This window comes from Sorangiineae bacterium MSr11367, assembly GCA_037157805.1.
In the GTDB taxonomy this organism is placed as follows: domain Bacteria; phylum Myxococcota_A; class Polyangia; order Polyangiales; family Polyangiaceae; genus Pendulispora; species Pendulispora rubella.
In genome coordinates, this window is sequence record CP089983.1 from 443,834 (window position 1) to 460,869 (window position 17,036).

Here is a 17,036-nt window from a genome sequence, read left to right on the forward strand (position 1 = left end):
CCGTTGATGGCCAAAATTGAGGTGCGTCCGGCCTCGCGTGCATCATGCACGAGCTCGAAGCAACGTTGCCTTACGGCTGCATGGATGGTCGGGACGTCTGGCGTCTCCCGAAAGGCGTTGGGCAACACGGCATCAGAGAACGGGCTTGGCGACGCGGCGAGGATTTCCTCGAACCGAGCCGCATTCTCGACCGGTGGCGCCCCGTTCGATTCCTTCTTCCAGATCGTCTTCATCGGGCCACCACGAACTGAAGGTGACCGCGCCCTCGCTCCCGAATGGACAATTCCGGCTCGGCGAGTCGCTTTGGATCGTCGGCGGTCTTCAAGTCGACGACGAAGTCCCGCTCCGCCTGGAGCAGGCGGTCGTCGAAGGTTCGTCGCGACCATCCGCGCACCAGAAACGCTTCGCGCACTTCGGGGATCGGGACCAAGCCATCGTGCCGTCCGCGTCGATCGAGGTCCGCGAGAACCCGTAGTAGATCCGAATCGAACCTCGAGGCGTCGGCTGCTTTCGGCGTTTCTCCGTTAGCTTCGTCGTCCTCGAAGGAGCTTTGCGCGAGCAGCGTTGGTCTGGGTGCCAATGCCTCCTCGAGCAGCATTTTCAGCGCCTTGATTTGTTTTTCGAGCTCGTTCCCTAGCTCCTCGACCTGCTTCGAGACAGTCGCCGCTGTTACCCGCGGTTTCTTCTCCTTAGGTTCCCCCTTCTTCGGTGCCTTCTTCTTACTCTTCGCCCCCACACTCGCCGTCGCTCGCCCCATAATCGAACAACGTTATCACCAAGCCATAGGCGCGCGGCGGCACGAAATTGAATGGACCTTTGCAAGTTGCTTTAAAATCGACGCCGGTTCAGGCAATGCAAATTGAGATCCTTAAACGACTCCAAATAGTCGTTGCCGGCCCGCAAATGTGAACCCACGTCGGCATTGCGCGCGATGTCCAATTGGCTCTCTGCCCGTTTTTTACGCAACTTCATAACGCACTTGGCCGACGCCGACGCAGGTTCACCTCAGCGAGGTCACTCCTGACCCATATGCTGCATCCGTTGCACCCAGTCATCGACCTGCCCCTCCAGCATGTCCAATGGCGTCGGCCCGCCGAGCAACACGAGATCATGGAACGCGCGTACATCGAAGCGATTGCCCAATGTGCGTTCGGCGCGGGTGCGCAGTTCGCGGAATTTCAATTGGCCGATTTTGTACGCCAAGGCTTGGCCTGGCTGAGCGATGTATCGGTCGACCTCGTTGGCAATCTCGTATTCCGCCTGAGGCGAATTCGCCAATGAGTAGTCGATGGCGCGTTGACGCGGCCATTGCTTCGCGTGCAATCCGGTGTCGACGACGAGCCGGATGGCGCGCCACATGTCGAACGCGAGTTGCCCGAACTTGTCGTAAGGGTCGTCGTACAACCCGAGTTCGTCGCCCAAGGTTTCGCAATAAAGGGCCCAGCCTTCGGTGTAGGCCGTTTGGCGACCATAGCGGCGCAAATCGGGAATGCCCTCTAGCTCGGCCGCGAGGCTCACCTGCAAATGGTGTCCGGGAACGGCCTCGTGCAGCGTGAGCGGCACCATTTGCCAGCGCGGGCGCGTTTCCGGCTTGTACGAATTGACCAGAAAAATACCGGCACGCGAACCGTCGGCGGCGCCATGGACATAGAAGCCGGTCGTGGCGTTCGGAGCCATCGCTTCGGGGGTGGGCTCGACGCCATACGGCTGCCGCTGGAGCGTACGAAATAGCTTCACCAACAAAGGATCGATGCGCTTGGCCAGATTGCGGTATTGCTCCACGAGCTCGGTGCCCGTTTTGAAATAGAATCGCGGGTCATGGCGTAGAAATTCGAAGAACGCCGGCAAGGAGCCGGCGAACCCCACCTTTGCCTTGACCGCCTCCATCTCCGCCCGAAGCCGCTCGACCTCCGCCAGGCCCACTTCGTGAATCTCGTTCGGCGTCAATCGGGTCGTCGTGAATTTGCGCGCCAGGAACGCGTACGTTTCCTCGCCGCGCGCATATTGCCATAAGCCCACCGTTTCGGGCGAGGCGGGCACGTATTCGCCGGTCACGAACTCCAAAAATTGGCGCAGTGCTGGAAGTACCCCCTTCGAAATCGCCCGCTCCGCCGCGGCAGCCAGTCGCCCTCGATCCCCCTCCGGCACCCCCGCCGGAAATCGCGTGAACGGCGAATAGAACGCACTTCGCGTCGCATCGTCCACCAACAGTTTCTCGATCTGCGCCGGAATACGCATCACGACGGCGCGAGGGTGAACGACTCCCTCGCGCACGCCTTCCCGCATCCGCGCGACCACCTGCTTTACATACTCAGGAAATCGCTCGAGCCGCAGAATCCAATCTTCGTAGTCGCGGCTCATCTCGAAACGCAGCTCGGACGCCAATTGCGACGCCGTCGCCACGGCGGGGAACTGCCGAATGTACTCCGGCAGCCACCCCAAATGGCTCGTCGACAATAAGTGCAGTTTGCAAGTATATTCGTCGCGCCATGTTTCGTAGTCCCGCCGCATCAAATCGTGATTCAACCGATCCCCGGCCCCGAGCCGCGCCCGATCGATCCGTTGCAAGCGCTCCAGCACATCGACGTTGTGCCGATGATCCCCCTCGAGCCCTTCGGCGCTCCGATCGTCCCAGCGATCGTTCCATCGCCGGTCGCCCATCATCAGCGACGTGAATACGGGGCTTCGTTCGAGCTGGTACTGCCATTCGCGCAGCATCAGAGCCTGCAATTCGTCCGCATCCGGCATGGGGATCCTCCTTGGGATCCCCAGTCATAGGTCCGAACCGGCCCCGCATCACGTCCGATTGATCGAGACACCTCCATCCACCAACAAGGCCGTGCCCGTCACGAAGGACGACGCGTCGGACGCCAAGTACAGCGCAGATTGCGCGATCTCGTCCGGCGTGGCGGTGCGCTTCAGCGCGTGCATCCCGATGACGAAGTTCCACGCCTCGTCGGTGGGGTTCATGGCGCGCGCCGCCGGGGTGTCGGTGCCACCTGGCAACAGAGCATTTACGCGCACTCGTTTCGGTCCGAACTCGGCCGCGAGGGCTTGCGTGAGGCCGATCATGCCCGCCTTGCTCGCCGCATACGCCGCCGCGCCGGGGATGCCCACGGTATACCCGACGAAGGTCGACGTGAAGATCAGCGAGCCCCCACCGCGTTCGAGCATGGCCGGCAGTTGGTACTTCGCGCCGAGGAACGCGCTGGTCAAATTCGTCTCGATGGTTTGCCGCCAGCCCGCCACCGAGACATCCGGGGTCGGGCCCATTTCGCCGGTGCTGCCGGCGTTGTTCAAGGCTACATCGAGCCCGCCGAAACGGCTCACCGCGAGATCGACCAGGGCGCGTGCGTACGCGTCGTCGGCCACGTCGCCCGCGAGGGCTGCAGCCTGGCCACCGGCCGCTTCGATGTCCGCGACCAATGCATCGAGCTCCGCGATACGCCGGGCGGCGACCACCACCTTGGCGCCTTCGCGGGCGAACAACTTCGATGTCGCATATCCGATTCCAGAGCTTGCGCCGGTAACGATCGCTACCTTGTTGGCAAGAGCTTTCATGATGATCCCTTTTTCCGAGGGAGGCGGAAGCGCCTCGTTTCGAAGGGGCAATCTGGGGCATCGCGCCATAGCCGGCGCTCCGTTCCTTGCTCTGCAATCGTGCTCCTCCACCGCACGAGCTATGAAACGATTCAGCTTGAGCCGCGCGTCCATGTCGTTCGGACTGCACCCGTCATCACTCTCGTTCTATGCTCGAAGGGTGACGACAACCGACGCCGGGTGGACCATCGAGGAGTTGCTGCAAACGTGCATCGCGGAGGCTCTCCGCGGGGAAAATGACGGGGAACCGTATTGGCAGTCCGTACGGGCGCTGCAAGCGCGCGACCCCGACGAGGTGTGGTCTCGCTTGGAGCCCGTGAGCCGCCACGAGCATGCGCGCGTGCGCGCCGTCGTTCCCGACGTGTTGCGATTTTTGGGACAGGGAAGCCGGCCTCGCTTGCACGACACCGTTGCTCTTTTCGAGAGCATGCTCCGAGCTGCACCCGCGCCCGAGCTCGTGGCGTCGATCGGCCTCGCGCTCGGGGAACTCGGCGCACCCGAGGGTGTTGCCCTGATGCGTCCGTTTGCGCAACACCCCAATGCCGATGTGCGCTTTGCCGTGGTGAGCGCCTGCCTCGGTCAGAAAGATCCGGCGGCCATCGAGACGCTCATCGCACTCTCCGCGGACGCCGAAGATCACGTTCGCGACTGGGCCACCTTTGGTCTGGGCACGCAAGTCGGCCCCACCGAAGACGGCGACGAAGACGCGGTCGACACGCAGGTGTTGCGCGATGCACTCGCCGCGCGCCTCGAAGATCCCCACACGAACACGCGCTCCGAGGCCATCGTGGGCCTCGCGGCACGCCGCGATCCGCGGGTCCTTCCCATTCTGCAGCGCGAAATCGATCGCGGGCCCGAGCTATCGTTGATCCTCGAGGCCGCGCGCTGGATGGCATCGCCCTCTCTTTACGACGGACTGCGCAAGCTCGAGGCGCACGAAGATCCCGAACGTCGCAAGTTCTGGCTCGACAACGGATTGGCCGAGGCCATCGCCGCCTGCACCCGAGAGCGATAACATAGCGTCATCGCTCGCGAACACGACGTGGGCGCCAACGCACCTAGGGGCATGAAAGATTCCTTCCCACCTGGCGAATGGCGAGGCGTGGTGACATACGTCGTTCGGTCGTAATCGCTGGATTGGCTTGGAATGCGGATTATCCGCCCATACCTCGGGAGCATGCGATGAGCACGAAAGTCGGAGTGGGGTGCATTGTCCTTGGTGGCGCCGTACTGCTCGGGACATGGGGGTGTGCGGCCGATATGGAGGCGGAGGGCGAGGGATCGACGTCGGAATCGCCCTTGGCCCTCGGCGAGGATCATGCGGCGGGTTCGCAAATTCGGCTGCATGAGGGGCGCGCTGAGTCGTTGGACGCGGACGAAGATCCGGCGATCTTGGCGACGGTGCCCGGCCACGACGTGGCCAGCCATCAAGGCAATGTGAATTGGGCCACCGTCGCGGCCAATGGCGCGAAGTTCGTCTACATCAAAGCGACCGAAGGAACGACCTATACGAATCCGTATTTCACGCAGCAATACAACGGTTCGTACAATGCGGGGTTGATCCGCGGTGCATACCATTTTGCGCTGCCGAGCAGCTCGACCGGTACCGCGCAGGCGAACTACTTCGTCGACCATGGCGGTGGGTGGTCGGCCGACGGCAAGACGCTGCCGCCCGCGGTGGACTTGGAATACAATCCGTATTCGGGCGGGAGCTGCTATGGCCTGAGCGCCAGTGCCATGGCGAAGTGGATTCGCGACTTCAGCAACCGTGTCAAGACGCGCACCGGCCGCAATCCCACGTTCTACACGAGCAGGGCTTGGTGGAACCTATGCACCGGGAGCAACACGGGCTTCAGCGCCAATCCGCTCTGGGTGGCCAACTGGTCGTCCACAGTCGGCACGCTTCCCGCCGGCTGGACCACGCACACCATTTGGCAATGGGACGACTCGGGCACGTTCCCCGGCGACCAAAACCGGTTCAATGGCACATTGGATCAACTAAAGGCCTTCGCCAAAAACGCGCCCTAGAAATTTCTTTCTCAACCCCTAAACCCTAAACCCTAAACCCTAACCCCTCGAATCTCAGCACAAAGCGCGTCGATGACCGCGTCGCACTCGTCCTCGCGGATGCATGGGTGCGGCGCGATGCGAAGGCCGGCGTTGGGCCGGGCGTCGACATCGATGCCGCGCACCCCGAGCTTCGTGGCAAGGGTGCTCGCGTTGCGAATGTCGAGGCAGACCATGCCGCCGCGGCGGCTCCTCGCGAGCGGGGTGGTGACGACCAAGTCCCGCTCGCGGGCGCGTTCGATGAGTCGATCCGTCAGTAGCAAACTGCGCGCCCGAATGGCATCGATGCCGGTGTCCACCACCCAGCGGATGCCCGCGCGCGACGTGTAGATCGGCTCCATGGCGGGCGCGCCCCGTTGGAACTTCTGGGCGTCCCTTGCAGGCTCGAACGCGTGCTGCACGTCGAAAGGCTGCCGGTGGCCGAGCCAACCTGGGTACATCGGCACGAGCTCGTCGCACAGGCTTGGTTCGATGTAGCCGAAGGCGAGGCCCATTCCGCCGCCGCCCATCCACTTGTGAAAACCACCGACGATGGCATGCGCCCCGAGCTCGTGCACCCGAACGGGGACGATGCCGAGCGCCTGGTACACATCGATCACCACCACGGCATTCACGCGCCGCGCTGCGCGGCAAATGGCCGCGGCGTCGAGCAGTGCACCCGTTCGTGGTGAGACGAGCGAGAACGAGACGATGCGCACGCGCTCGTCGAGGACGCCGAGCCAGGTCTCGATATCGATGTAGCCGTCCACCCCGGTCGGGATTTCGACGATTTCGAATCCAGCACGCGAACGGGCGTGCCAGAGATAGCGCGCGGAATGGAAATCGGCCGAACTGATGACGATGCGGCAGCGCGAGCCCACGGGCTCGATCGACGCCGCCAAGGTGGCTTGCGCGGTGGTGGCCGTATCGCACAGAAAGACGGAGCCTGCCGGGGCTCCGAGGAGGGTCTCCGTGTACGTGCGCAGTTCGTTCCAGCGGTCGACCCATTCGGGGAGGCACCGCGCCCGGTGCCGGAGAGTCCGGCCGTAGGCGTAGAAGTCGGCGAGCATCTCGCGCGGGCAAGGGCCCAGCGTCGACGCCGCGAGGTACGTTCGATCGAGCAGGATCGGAAAGCGCTCCCGCGCGCGCTCGAAGTCCATCATGGATAGCAAACACGGTATGCGCCATCGAGGAAGGCCCACGCGGCGTCGGCCAATTCGCGTGCGCCACGTGCGGCAAGCCGGGACTTGCGCCCTGCGGGGATCGAGCGGGCAAGAACGGTGGCCTCGTCGACGTGCTCCACCTCGAGGGCTTCGTGAAGGGTGAGCCACTCCAGGACGTCGGGCGGCAACGGATCGGAGGCCCGGCGGAATTGGTCGCCGACGAAAAGGTCGAACTGTTTGCCGTAGATCTCCATGATGAGGGCGGCGCCGAGCCCCTCGTAGGGACTGCGTTCGCAATAGAGTTCGTCTTGCACGCGTGCGAAGGCTTCCCCGGGGGCGAGGACCTCGTCGGGGATGGGCGACGGCAACCACGGCATCAGGCCAATGATGAATCGCTCGAAGAGGTCTTTGTGCAGGCGGGTGGGGTCGCCGTCGCCGAGCTCGTCGTTCAATTGCTTCACCAGGAGCGAGCGAATGCCATCCTCCTCCACGGCGGCGACGACGCGCGCGAGGCGCCGTGCGAAGTCGCGCGTGATCGATCGGCGCACGTTGAGCATGAGCAGGGCGAGCGTGCGGAGGTTGTGCGGATCACGCTGGATGCGCTGCAGAAGCGGGTGCGCGGTGATGGGCGCGTGCTCGCAATGTTGGATCACGACGGAGGGGCAGTCCGAATCGGGGCCCGGTGCGATGGACCGGTGCCGGACCTGGTCTCCGAGGGCGGTGGGCGCGAGGTAGACGTTCACGCGCGGTGCCTGGCCGGTGCGTAGCCCGGCCCATGCGATCAGGCCGCTGCCGGCGTCGAGCGCGCGCGGGGCGAGCGATTCGAGGGCGCTTTCGACGGGCGCCGAGGCGATGCCGAGCGCGGACATGGCCCGAACGAGGCGCACCCGCGCCTCGGCGTCGTCGCCCGCGAAGGCCCGAACCGGGATGTAGCTGGTGACGGTCCGCGGGGTGGCGTGGCCGCCGACGAAGGCGAGGCAACTCGCAGGCGCTCGCTCGGAAAGGATGCCATGGCCTCCGCTGAGCATTCCGCAGAACGATTCGACGAGCTCGGGCGCCGCATTCGGGACCGCGCCCGCGACGCGCACCATGTCGTGGAGGGTGCCCTGCCGATGAAATCCGTAAACTTTGACCCGCGCCTCGTGGCCGGCGGCGAGATCCAGCGAGACGAAGCGCAGCTCGTCGAGGTGGGGCCCGCGCGGCATCGCCCGCACGATCGTGGACCATGCCCCAGGAAATCCGAGGCGATGGAGCATCTCTTCGACCAACCGCGGTGCTTCGTGGGGGCCGTGCACCTGGGGGTTCAAATACGCCTTGAAGGAGGGCGATCCCTGGGCGTCGAAGCTTGCCGCGAACCAGACGGCGAAGGGCCCGCGTGCCCCATGTTTCGGTAGGAATAGGTCGGCCACGGCGTCGAAACGGGAGAGATCTGCACCGAACTCGCGGCGAAGCGTTTCGGCGGTCGCGCGCCCGCACGCTTGCACGTGGGCCATCGTCACCCGCGTCGTCGGATCCTGCGGGGGCAACGGCTCCGCGAGAACCCGAATCTCGGGTTCGGCGCCCCCGAGCAGCAGGGAAAACTCATAAGGACTATGGTCGTCGGAAACGAAGGAATCCCATCCCTTGGGGACCGCGTTCACCGGCAAAAGAGCATCGAATACCTGCAAAACGCACTTGGGCGCCTCGCTTCGATGGATCGCTCGCCACAATCGCTGAAGCTGATCCCGACCATACGCATGCAACGAGCGTTCGTTCGATGCACGTCCCGATTGCATAACACCCTCCTGAGGAAGCACTGCCCAGTAGTGCGGCGCAGGCGTGACGGTTATGAAAATGAAATGCAATTTTAAAATTAAAATGAGATATCCCGCTACGCGATGAAACCGGTAACGAGTGTCCAGGCGTTGTTCGCTTTGCTGGGGACGGTTCTCGTTCTCGATTCCGCGGCGTGTGAAGGGGACACCACCCCGATGGACGTGCGCAACGTATCAGGGAAGGTGACGTCCACCGATACGCCCATCGGTCTGGCCTTCGAGATCGACAACGGTGTGGGGGTACCCCTGAAGGTCCGGCGAGGGCAGACCTTTTATATCGATCAAATCGACATCCGTGCATCCCTCGAATCGACGGTCGACGAAGGAGTCTCCGGACTTGCCCAACGGGGCGACTTTTCGAGCCTCGATTGGCGGGGCGGCCATCGCCGCGAGCATGAACACGATCACCACGGCGATGATGACGAGCACCATCGCGATCACCATCACCATGATGACGAACACGAGCACGAACACGATGGCAACCGCGGGGTGGACGTCTCGTTCGCCGGCGAGAAGAACGAGGACGGCACCTTCACACGGCGCATGTTCTATCGGGATTTCCCGTGGATGAGGACTTCGAGCACCCTCACCGTGGAACCCATCGATGCCCAAGGCAACCGCACCGGGGAGCCGGTCGTCGCCCGCATCGACGTGGGGCGAGGCGGAGAGCACGATCGCGAGCACCACGACCACGACCACGACCACGGACGTGACCCGTCACGGAACTTCTTCTTTACGCAGCGCCTGCGCGCCATCCAGTGGACGCACGACTGTCCGACGAACATCGATTGCCGAAACGCTCGTCGATTTACCGAAGAAGGCTTGGTCGAGTTGCGGTATGCGAATCAGGCGAATCCCACCTTCAAGATGCAGCCGAACACGGCCGCCCTTCGCGTGCAGTGGTCGCTCAAGTCCGACGGGGGCTCGTATCGGATCCCCATCACGCAAGTCGACCGACCGAACTGGGACTACGGGTTCGGCATGGATATCCGCGCGCTCACGCCGCCGGGGGCGAATGGCACGTACGCGGCGGGGCAGAAAATAACGTTTCAGTTCACGTTGAAGGACGGTTCCGGGAAACCGCTGCACGCGCCGGGGATGATGCCCAGCTTTCAAGACTTCATGAACGGCAACGTCGAGTCGGGTATCCAGTATTGGCGCGGCTTTCAGGAGCCGAATGCCCTCTATTATCGGCGCAAGCACCGCGAAGGGCATCTCAATTTTGCCATCGTCGGTCCCATCCAGAACAACACGGCCACGTACGATGTGGTGAACATCGTCGAGCGGATGGATCCGGCGTCGGGCATGCTCACCACCGCCGTTCCAAGCCGCGGTGGGCTCTACGGCCAGGCCACGGCCGTTCCGACCTTCGCCGTGATCTATGGCCCACGCAGCGGTTGGACGAATCCTTCCACGGACACGTGGACCTTCGAGTTGCCCGCCGATGCCAAGGCGGGGACGTATTACGCGGTTCTCAAGGCGCGGCGAAAATATTTGGGCCAAGAGACGCCGCTGAGCAAAGTGGTGGAGTTCCAAGTGGGGAGTTCGCAACACACGGACTACCGCCCCACGACGGCCTACTGCGAAGACTGCCACAAGAACGGGGGAGCCCTGGGCCGTTCGCTCCACGGGTTGGACAACCGAGGGACCTGCACGGCGTGCCATGCCCCGCTCGCCACGGAGATGGATAACCAGCTCGGGGCGCGTGTGCACTTCATTCACTCACGCAGCGGCGATTACAACGCGAAAATCAAGAAATGCGGCGTCTGCCATCTATCCGGCGACCGGATCGATCGGCCTAGCAAGGGGGCCTGCCTGTCGTGCCATCGGAAATACCCGTCGGATCACGTGCGGGATTTCGGTCCCATCACGGATTCGTACACCGGTGGCGGGGCCGATGCGTTCGTTCGGTGCACCGACCGGTGCCATCGCAAACACGACGATTGAGGGGGAACATGGGAATTCGCAGGACGGTTGTCTGGATGGGCGTCTGGCTAGGGTGCGTGGCCTGCATGGCGAGCGGGTCGTCGGTGGTCCCGAACGGTGATCAAGGCCGCCAAGACCAAGACGCCGGCGGAGAATTCGCAGCATTCGACGCGGGCACCGAGGAGCTCGCGCCGGATGCGGCATGCGCCGCCGCAGAATCCGAGGGCAAATTGGCCCCGGTCAACTTGGTATTCGTCTTCGACCGATCCGGCAGCATGTCGGACTTCAATAAGTGGGAGCCGGTCGTGCGAAGCATGAAATCCTTTTTCGCCGACCCGCGCTCGAAAGGGGTGAGCGCCTCGCTCACGTATTTCCCCAAGACATCGGATTTGTATTGCGGAAGTACGGAATGCTGTTCCATCGATTCCTATACGGTACCGAGTGTGCCCCTGACGTCGCTGCCGAACGGTACGGTGTTCGCGGCCTCCCTCGACGAGGTGGTCCCCGGAGGAGGAACGCCGACGGTGCCTGCGATGCGTGCGGCGATTCGGCAAGCTCGGAGCATTGCCGAGGCCTCCGCGCATCGCGGTGAGACGACCGCGGTCGTTCTGGTCACCGACGGAATGCCGAACGACAATTGCGATCCGCAGCGCAGCTCGGTCGAGCTCACCGCCGGTGCCGCGCAGGATGCGAACGAGGAGGCGTCCTCCATCAAGACGTACGTCGTCGGGATCGAGAGCCCTTACCACGCGGGCGCCCTGGACGATCTGCATCACGTGGCCCGCCGCGGGGGAACGACGGCCGCCATCCTGGTCATGCCGTCGAACGCGGAGGGGACGGCAAAAGCCTTTGCCGATGCCCTCGATGCGATCCGCTCGCGAACCGTCTCGTGCCGATTGCCCATTCCGTCGCCTCCCGAGGGGAAGGTCTTCGATCGGCGAAAGCTCAATGTGACGGTGAGCGAAGGAAATCGGGAATACGGCCTGGGCTACGACGAGGCATGCCAGGGTGGCGCGGGATGGCGGTACGACGACGTGGCCGCACCGTCGTTCATCGAGCTTTGTTCCTCGTCGTGCAGCGAAGTCAAGGGCGGTAGAGGCACGAAGCTCTCCGTGCAATTCGGGTGCGATACCCGAATAGCCGTTCACTGAGCGACTTGTCGAAGGTCGGGCCTCGGCTAGACTCCAGCTCGGAGGTCTCGTTCGATGTCGGCACAGACGGCCCCTCTTCCTTGGTTGGCTTGGCTTGCGCTTCTCGGTTGCGGTCTTGCAGGGTGCCACTCCGCGCACGCGCAGGAGCCCGGGCAGGCGGCGCAGGCGGCGCGCTATTGGGCAAGCACGCGGAGCGTCACCGTCGAGCTGCGCAAGTCCAGCCAGACCATCTGCCCGCGGGCACCGGTGCAGGTGTCCGTGCTCGTCGACGGGCGCGAGGCAAAGAAGGAAGCGCGGACATCGCTCGACGTTGCCTTTCGCAGCCGGCAGGGCGCGTTCGACGAAAATGGATTTTTCACGCCCCACACCGGCCTGCGCCCGACCATTGCGGCACCGTACGAGATCACGGCGGAATTTGGCCCGCGGCCGGCGGAATTCTCCTTCGTGGCCTCGTACAAACCGGATTACGCGTGCATCCGCACCGCGGGCCACGGCGGTGCCCTGGGCACCCGCGGGAGCGACGGTGACGACGGCGCACGCGGGTCGGCGGGAAGCGATGGTGGCACCTATGGCGATGGCCGGCCGGGCGACGCCGGCGGTCGGGGGCGGTCGGGCGACAGCGGTGCCGACGGCGCGGCGGGGCCGCATATCGTTGCCTACACAACATTTGTGGCAACGCCGTTCTACGAGAAGCTTCTTGCCGTGAAGCTCGAGGGCGATGTCGAGGACTTCGTCCTTGCCCCGGCCGATCGCGTTCTCGTGCTCGATGCCTCGGGGGGAGCCGGCGGTGCCGGTGGCGCGGGCGGCCACGGAGGCTCGGGCGGCAAGGGAGGCAACGGCGGTCTGCGCAACGGCAACGGTGGCGATGGTGGAAACGGCGGTGCCGGTGGCGATGGTGGAAACGGCGGCCGCGGCGGTGCCGGCGGCCTGCTGGAGATCGTGTATGACGCACGTTTCCCCGAGCTCCTCTCGTTGCTCTCTGCCGATGTCTCGGGAGGGCGCGGAGGCGCGGCGGGCAACTCGGGCCCGGGTGGAAACCTCGGCTTCGGCGGCAGCGGGCGATTCACCAGTGGCCAATGGGGCATTCGCGGCGGCGAGGGCCGCACTGGCGACCCCGGAAAAGCCGGCGCACCCGGCGTGACCATGAAGCGCGCCGCCTCCGTGGAGCCATCCTTCGCGGGCATCGAAGGGCTCACCGTCTTTCGTGCCGGTACACAGACTGCGGGTCGCTAGAGGCCCAGGCCGGCTCGGGCATTCCGGTCCACTCAGCCAAGATCGAGCGATTTGATGACATGGTCCGAGAAGGCGCGGACCCGCGGGGTCTCATAGCGCGAGGGGGGTGATACGAGATAGACGTTGTAGCCGCTCGGAGGGTGGTCTTCGAGAAGGACTTCGAACTCGTGCTCTGCCAGCTCCTTCGCCACGATGAAGTCGTTGACGAGCGCGATGCCGATCCCAGACTTCACTGCGTCACGAATCGAGATGCAATTATTGACCACGAGAGGCCCACGGACTTTTACACAGATGCGTCCGTCGGGGCCATCGAACTCCCAGAATCCCGGCACCTGCTTGCCGTAGCGCAGGCATACGTGATTTTCGAGGTCACGCGGATGCTTCGGTTTCCCGTGGGCATGAAGGTACGATGGTGCCGCGCAGACCACGCGTTTTCCACCGCCGATACGCCGCACGGTGAGCGTGCTGTCGTGGAGCGGTCGTCGAAAGACACGGATGCCCAGGTCGAACCCCTCTTCCACGAGATCGAGCACGCGATCGTCGAGGACGACGTCCAATTCAATCTCTGGATATTTCACGACGAATTGCGCCAAGATCGGCGAAAGTCGAAGGAGACCGAACGCTACGGGCGCACTGATGCGCAAAGGTCCGCGCGGCACCGTGCGAAGGCCGCTTAGAAAACACTCGGCACCATCGACGTCGTCGAGAATCCGCTCGCAGCGTTCGAGATATAGACGGCCAGCCTCCGTCAGTGAAAGGTGGCGTGTATTTCGATGGATCAGTTGCGTACCCAGATGCTCTTCGAGCTGCGCGAGCTGCTTGCTCACCGACGTCGACGTGGTCTTGGCTGCGCGGGCGGCGCTAACGATACTTCCCACCGTGGCCACATGTCGAAAAATTCGCATACCGCGCAAAACATCCATGAATTCCGATTATCCCGATGCAGATTGGCAGCCAACGACCTCGTCGAGAGAACCATCTCCCTCCGATCCTGAGATTCGCCCTCTGCGCGCTCATTCATTAAAGCGGTGCCAGAAGTCTTTGTGAACCGTGCGCCGTGGCGCACGAGGACATCGTCTCACGCCCCCGTCCTTTCCCGTGTGGTCTCGTACGATGGGTAAGGATGGTATCGATACCATGGTCGGTGGTATCGTGGCCATCTAGAAAGCGCTTGGCGCAATCAGCCTCGTTGACGCTGCGCTGCAGCGTTTGAGGTACAGGCGGCCAGCTCCGTCAATGAAAGGTGGCGCGTATTACGATGGATTCGTGGCGTATCCAGATGATCGTCGAGTTGCTTGCGCCAACGAAACTTCGCGAAATGGCCGCATGTCGAACAGTTCATGTATTGTGCATAACATTCATGAATTTTGCTTATCCGGTGCAGATTGGCCGCCAAAGCTCTCGTCGGTGAGCACCATTGCTTCCCACGGGGTCGACGGAAACCCATAGAAGACAGAACGAGAGTCGCGCAAACTAGTGACCTTATCTTGTCGAATAGCGCATGCCATGTTCCGGGCATGTCATCTCGAAATCGGTGGCTTGCCATCACACTAGCATTCGGGGCCAGCGCCTCGTGTCTCTCCGCATGTGAGTCCGATTCACCGGGGGTAGCACCCGCCGCTCGTCCCCCTGGGACGGACGCAGGCTCGGATGCCGACTCCGAGTTGGACCGGCGGCAGTATGTCGACAAGGTGGCGCGAGCACTGCGGCAGGGGGCGGGCCTCGCGGCGAATGAGGACGTCGAGGCTCTCGCCCGACTCACTCCGGATGAAATCGTCAATCATTTCATGGACGACCCACGCTTCGTCGACACAGTGTTCGATTTCAATCAGTATTTTCTTGGATTGAAACAAAGCGATCTCAAATTGCCAGACGGCAATTGGAATCCCGAGGCCATCATTTCGCGGCGCGCCCTTCATTCCGCTTTCGAATTCAAAAAAGGTAAAAATTACCTTAGCTTGCTTTCTTTCGAACAGCCGCAGTATGCGTTTCGGCCGAAGCCTGCGCCGGCGGCATCGGGCACGCCGGAGATGTCTCAATCGGACCTTCTTCGATACCACTTGAACGTGGCGCTCGAGGACGCCGACGAACTTCTCGCACATCTCGAGGCCGGCAAGGACTGGAAGGCCTTTTGTCAGAAGCTCGATTCGAGCGAGCTATTTTATTTTAGTTACAAGCTTTTCAACGATGACGACAACGAAGAGTTTCCCATCGCGGCGGAATTGGGCCACGTCATGCCCCTGTTCTGGGCCTGCGGGTGGCCGGAGAGCTTCTCGACCGACGCGCGCGCGGAGGTACGCAAGCTTCGTCAGTATGCGATCGAGCTTCATGATTATGCCCAGGAGCTGCTCGCGAAAAGCCAGCCCTCGGGACGTCTGGACGATCTGACGGAAGTAAACCTCGAACGCTTTCACGCCGACCATCTGGCAAAAAATCTCGATCATATTGCATTTTGGGATCCGAATGAGAATTCCTCGACCAATCAAAACCGTCGGCGGGCCGCGTACGTACTCGATCGCTTCTTCTGCGACGACTTGAGGCCGATCGATGCCGCACTGCCCTCCACCCACGCCGGCGATCGCCACGCGTCGGATCCGGCTTGCAAATCGTGCCATTACAAGCTCGATCCCATGGCGGGCTTCTTCAAAGAACGCGGTCAACTCGGCCTGAACTTGCAAGGTGAAACGAATTTCATTTTCGATGACAGGGTGGTTCAAAATCGCGAGGTCTATCAGTCGCAATGGAAGGGCTCGGGCGAGCGCCCGTGGAACATCGGCTACATCCGCTCGTCCACCGATCCAGCGCTCAACAGCTACGGTGAGAGCTTGGAAGACTTGTTTCACATCATCGAAGAAGCTCCCGAGGTCAAGGCTTGTTTGACCCGCCGTACGTTCGAATACTTCAACGGCGAGCAGCAACTCGTCGACCCCGGTTACCTCGCCGGGGTGACGAACTCGTTCATCGACGAGTCGAAAGGAAACTCCTCCATCGCCTTTCGAAATTTGGTTCGCCGCGTACTCACGAGCCATACCTTTCGGACGTCGCACCCGCGCTCGGACGAGTGTTACGACGTGCCGGCTGATGACGGGGTGGATGTGGGGGCACGACCGCCGTGCTCCGTGGCCTTCATCCTTCAGAAGAATTGCGCAACATGCCATTCGGGTCCGGGCTCGCAAGGAGGGCTCGATCTTACGACTTGGCGCGCCGACGAACAGACGTTCCCTCACCGCGGCCCGGATGGGACGCCCAGGCCGGCTCGCGAGACGTTCACCCGCATGCTGGATCGTATCCGAACTTCTGACCCTGCTCGTCAAATGCCTGCCGGGCGATCGATGCCCGCGAAGGAACGGGAAGACCTTTACCTTTGGCTCACGGAACGACTTGCGGGAGGTGCGCCGTGACGCGCCTTCGTTTCATCGCACCGAGCGTTCTGCTGCTCCTGGCGTGCCAGTCGGGCTTGAATTCCACCCTCGCCACCACGGATGGGGGCCCGCCGGCGTCGCCACCGACTTCTCGCGATGCGGGTCCGGATCCCAGAATTGCGCAATATCGTGGATACGAGGCCATGAACGAGATGGTTCACTCGCGCCTGGTGGCCAAGCCTGCCGCCTTTGCGTTGTCCTCGTACCTCGAATCTCCTGGCGCGGACGCAGGCGCGGGCGTCGGGGCCGGCCTCTCGCGGCTTCTCGGAGCGTGGACGGGCAAAGGCACCGACAACTCATTCAAGAACGGTGATCCCAATGCGGTGAGCTTCTTGATATGGCGAATTGCCTTCCTGGGATTCGGAAAGGACGTGGCCTCGCTCTGTCCCGGCGGCTCGGGACTCCGGACCATCGCGGACTTCGAGATTCGAACCGAGCTCGCCCCCGTCGTGCAGTCGCTCTGCACCTGGCCCGCAGCCAGCGCGCGAGAGGAGATTGTGCTGCACGCCTTCTGGAAAGGGCTCACGGCCTACGATGCGCCGCACGGCGAGTACGAAGCGTGGCGAGACCACTTCTTGGGCCCGGCCTACGGCGGTGCCACCGCTGAAACGATGATCCCCTTGATGGTGGTGGCGGCGATGCTCAATCCGTACGTGTTGCTGCAACCCTGATCGAGAGGAG

The 17,036-nt window shown here is 63.0% G+C and carries 12 protein-coding genes and 1 pseudogene; 6 read left to right on the forward strand and 7 right to left on the reverse strand.

Going from position 1 to position 17,036, the window contains the following annotated elements; translation table 11 throughout:
- Positions 1–229 precede the first annotated feature (229 nt).
- From LVJ94_01810 to LVJ94_01820, 3 genes are all read right to left on the reverse strand, one after another.
- Positions 230–757 carry a hypothetical protein gene (locus tag LVJ94_01810; protein WXB06000.1) on the reverse strand — a complete coding sequence of 176 codons (528 nt, stop codon included), beginning with the start codon at positions 755–757 and terminating at the stop codon, positions 230–232.
- Positions 758–1,014: 257 nt separating this feature from the next.
- A complete protein-coding gene (locus tag LVJ94_01815; GenBank protein WXB06001.1) occupies positions 1,015–2,748 on the reverse strand; it encodes a DUF885 domain-containing protein in 1,734 nt (577 codons plus the stop codon).
- A 48-nt stretch (positions 2,749–2,796) separates the two neighbouring features.
- Positions 2,797–3,561, reverse strand: coding sequence for an SDR family oxidoreductase (locus tag LVJ94_01820; protein ID WXB06002.1), 765 nt, complete (start codon positions 3,559–3,561; stop codon positions 2,797–2,799).
- A 199-nt stretch (positions 3,562–3,760) separates the two neighbouring features.
- Here LVJ94_01820 and LVJ94_01825 point away from each other — a divergent pair, with 199 nt between their 5' ends.
- Both LVJ94_01825 and LVJ94_01830 read left to right on the forward strand, forming a co-directional pair.
- Complete coding sequence (locus LVJ94_01825) at positions 3,761–4,615, forward strand: HEAT repeat domain-containing protein (protein ID WXB06003.1); 855 nt, start codon at positions 3,761–3,763, stop codon at positions 4,613–4,615.
- A gap of 167 nt (positions 4,616–4,782) precedes the next feature.
- Complete coding sequence (locus LVJ94_01830) at positions 4,783–5,628, forward strand: lysozyme (GenBank protein WXB06004.1); 846 nt, start codon at positions 4,783–4,785, stop codon at positions 5,626–5,628.
- Between the two features lie 32 nt (positions 5,629–5,660).
- Here LVJ94_01830 and LVJ94_01835 read toward each other — a convergent pair whose 3' ends face one another.
- Both LVJ94_01835 and LVJ94_01840 read right to left on the reverse strand, forming a co-directional pair.
- The gene (locus tag LVJ94_01835; protein ID WXB06005.1) at positions 5,661–6,809 is read right to left on the reverse strand and encodes an aminotransferase class V-fold PLP-dependent enzyme; all 1,149 of its coding nucleotides are present in this window, start codon (positions 6,807–6,809) and stop codon (positions 5,661–5,663) included.
- Positions 6,806–8,584: an iron-containing redox enzyme family protein gene (locus LVJ94_01840; GenBank protein ID WXB06006.1), complete on the reverse strand. Its 1,779-nt coding sequence runs from the start codon at positions 8,582–8,584 to the stop codon at positions 6,806–6,808. The genes LVJ94_01835 and LVJ94_01840 overlap by 4 nt, the downstream gene beginning before the upstream one ends.
- Positions 8,585–8,686: 102 nt before the next feature.
- Here LVJ94_01840 and LVJ94_01845 point away from each other — a divergent pair, with 102 nt between their 5' ends.
- Complete coding sequence (locus LVJ94_01845) at positions 8,687–10,570, forward strand: cytochrome c3 family protein (protein ID WXB06007.1); 1,884 nt, start codon at positions 8,687–8,689, stop codon at positions 10,568–10,570.
- A gap of 35 nt (positions 10,571–10,605) precedes the next feature.
- Complete coding sequence (locus tag LVJ94_01850) at positions 10,606–11,700, forward strand: VWA domain-containing protein (GenBank protein WXB06008.1); 1,095 nt, start codon at positions 10,606–10,608, stop codon at positions 11,698–11,700.
- 851 nt (positions 11,701–12,551) lie between these two features.
- On the opposite strand, the pseudogene LVJ94_01855 reads toward LVJ94_01850, so the two are convergent.
- Positions 12,552–12,785, reverse strand: a pseudogene (locus LVJ94_01855) (hypothetical protein).
- 180 nt (positions 12,786–12,965) lie between these two features.
- Positions 12,966–13,811: a LysR family transcriptional regulator gene (locus tag LVJ94_01860; protein WXB06009.1), complete on the reverse strand. Its 846-nt coding sequence runs from the start codon at positions 13,809–13,811 to the stop codon at positions 12,966–12,968.
- An 813-nt stretch (positions 13,812–14,624) separates the two neighbouring features.
- On the opposite strand from LVJ94_01860, the gene LVJ94_01865 reads away from it, so the two are divergent.
- Both LVJ94_01865 and LVJ94_01870 read left to right on the forward strand, forming a co-directional pair.
- Positions 14,625–16,334 (forward strand): c-type cytochrome, encoded by a 1,710-nt coding sequence (locus LVJ94_01865; protein ID WXB06010.1) that lies wholly within the window; start codon positions 14,625–14,627, stop codon positions 16,332–16,334.
- Positions 16,331–17,026 carry a hypothetical protein gene (locus LVJ94_01870; GenBank protein WXB06011.1) on the forward strand — a complete coding sequence of 232 codons (696 nt, stop codon included), beginning with the start codon at positions 16,331–16,333 and terminating at the stop codon, positions 17,024–17,026. Before LVJ94_01865 ends, LVJ94_01870 begins: the two co-directional genes overlap by 4 nt.
- Positions 17,027–17,036 lie beyond the last annotated feature (10 nt).

Bases quoted from the DNA above. Each gene is read 5' to 3' on its own strand.
- LVJ94_01810 (WXB06000.1), bottom strand. From the start codon at position 757: ATGGGGCGAGCGACGGCGAGTGTGGGGGCGAAGAGTAAGAAGAAGGCA.
- LVJ94_01815 (WXB06001.1), bottom strand. From the start codon at position 2,748: ATGCCGGATGCGGACGAATTGCAGGCTCTGATGCTGCGCGAATGGCAG.
- LVJ94_01820 (WXB06002.1), bottom strand. From the start codon at position 3,561: ATGAAAGCTCTTGCCAACAAGGTAGCGATCGTTACCGGCGCAAGCTCT.
- LVJ94_01830 (WXB06004.1), top strand. From the start codon at position 4,783: ATGAGCACGAAAGTCGGAGTGGGGTGCATTGTCCTTGGTGGCGCCGTA.
- LVJ94_01835 (WXB06005.1), bottom strand. From the start codon at position 6,809: ATGATGGACTTCGAGCGCGCGCGGGAGCGCTTTCCGATCCTGCTCGAT.
- LVJ94_01840 (WXB06006.1), bottom strand. From the start codon at position 8,584: ATGCAATCGGGACGTGCATCGAACGAACGCTCGTTGCATGCGTATGGT.
- LVJ94_01845 (WXB06007.1), top strand. From the start codon at position 8,687: ATGAAACCGGTAACGAGTGTCCAGGCGTTGTTCGCTTTGCTGGGGACG.
- LVJ94_01850 (WXB06008.1), top strand. From the start codon at position 10,606: ATGGGCGTCTGGCTAGGGTGCGTGGCCTGCATGGCGAGCGGGTCGTCG.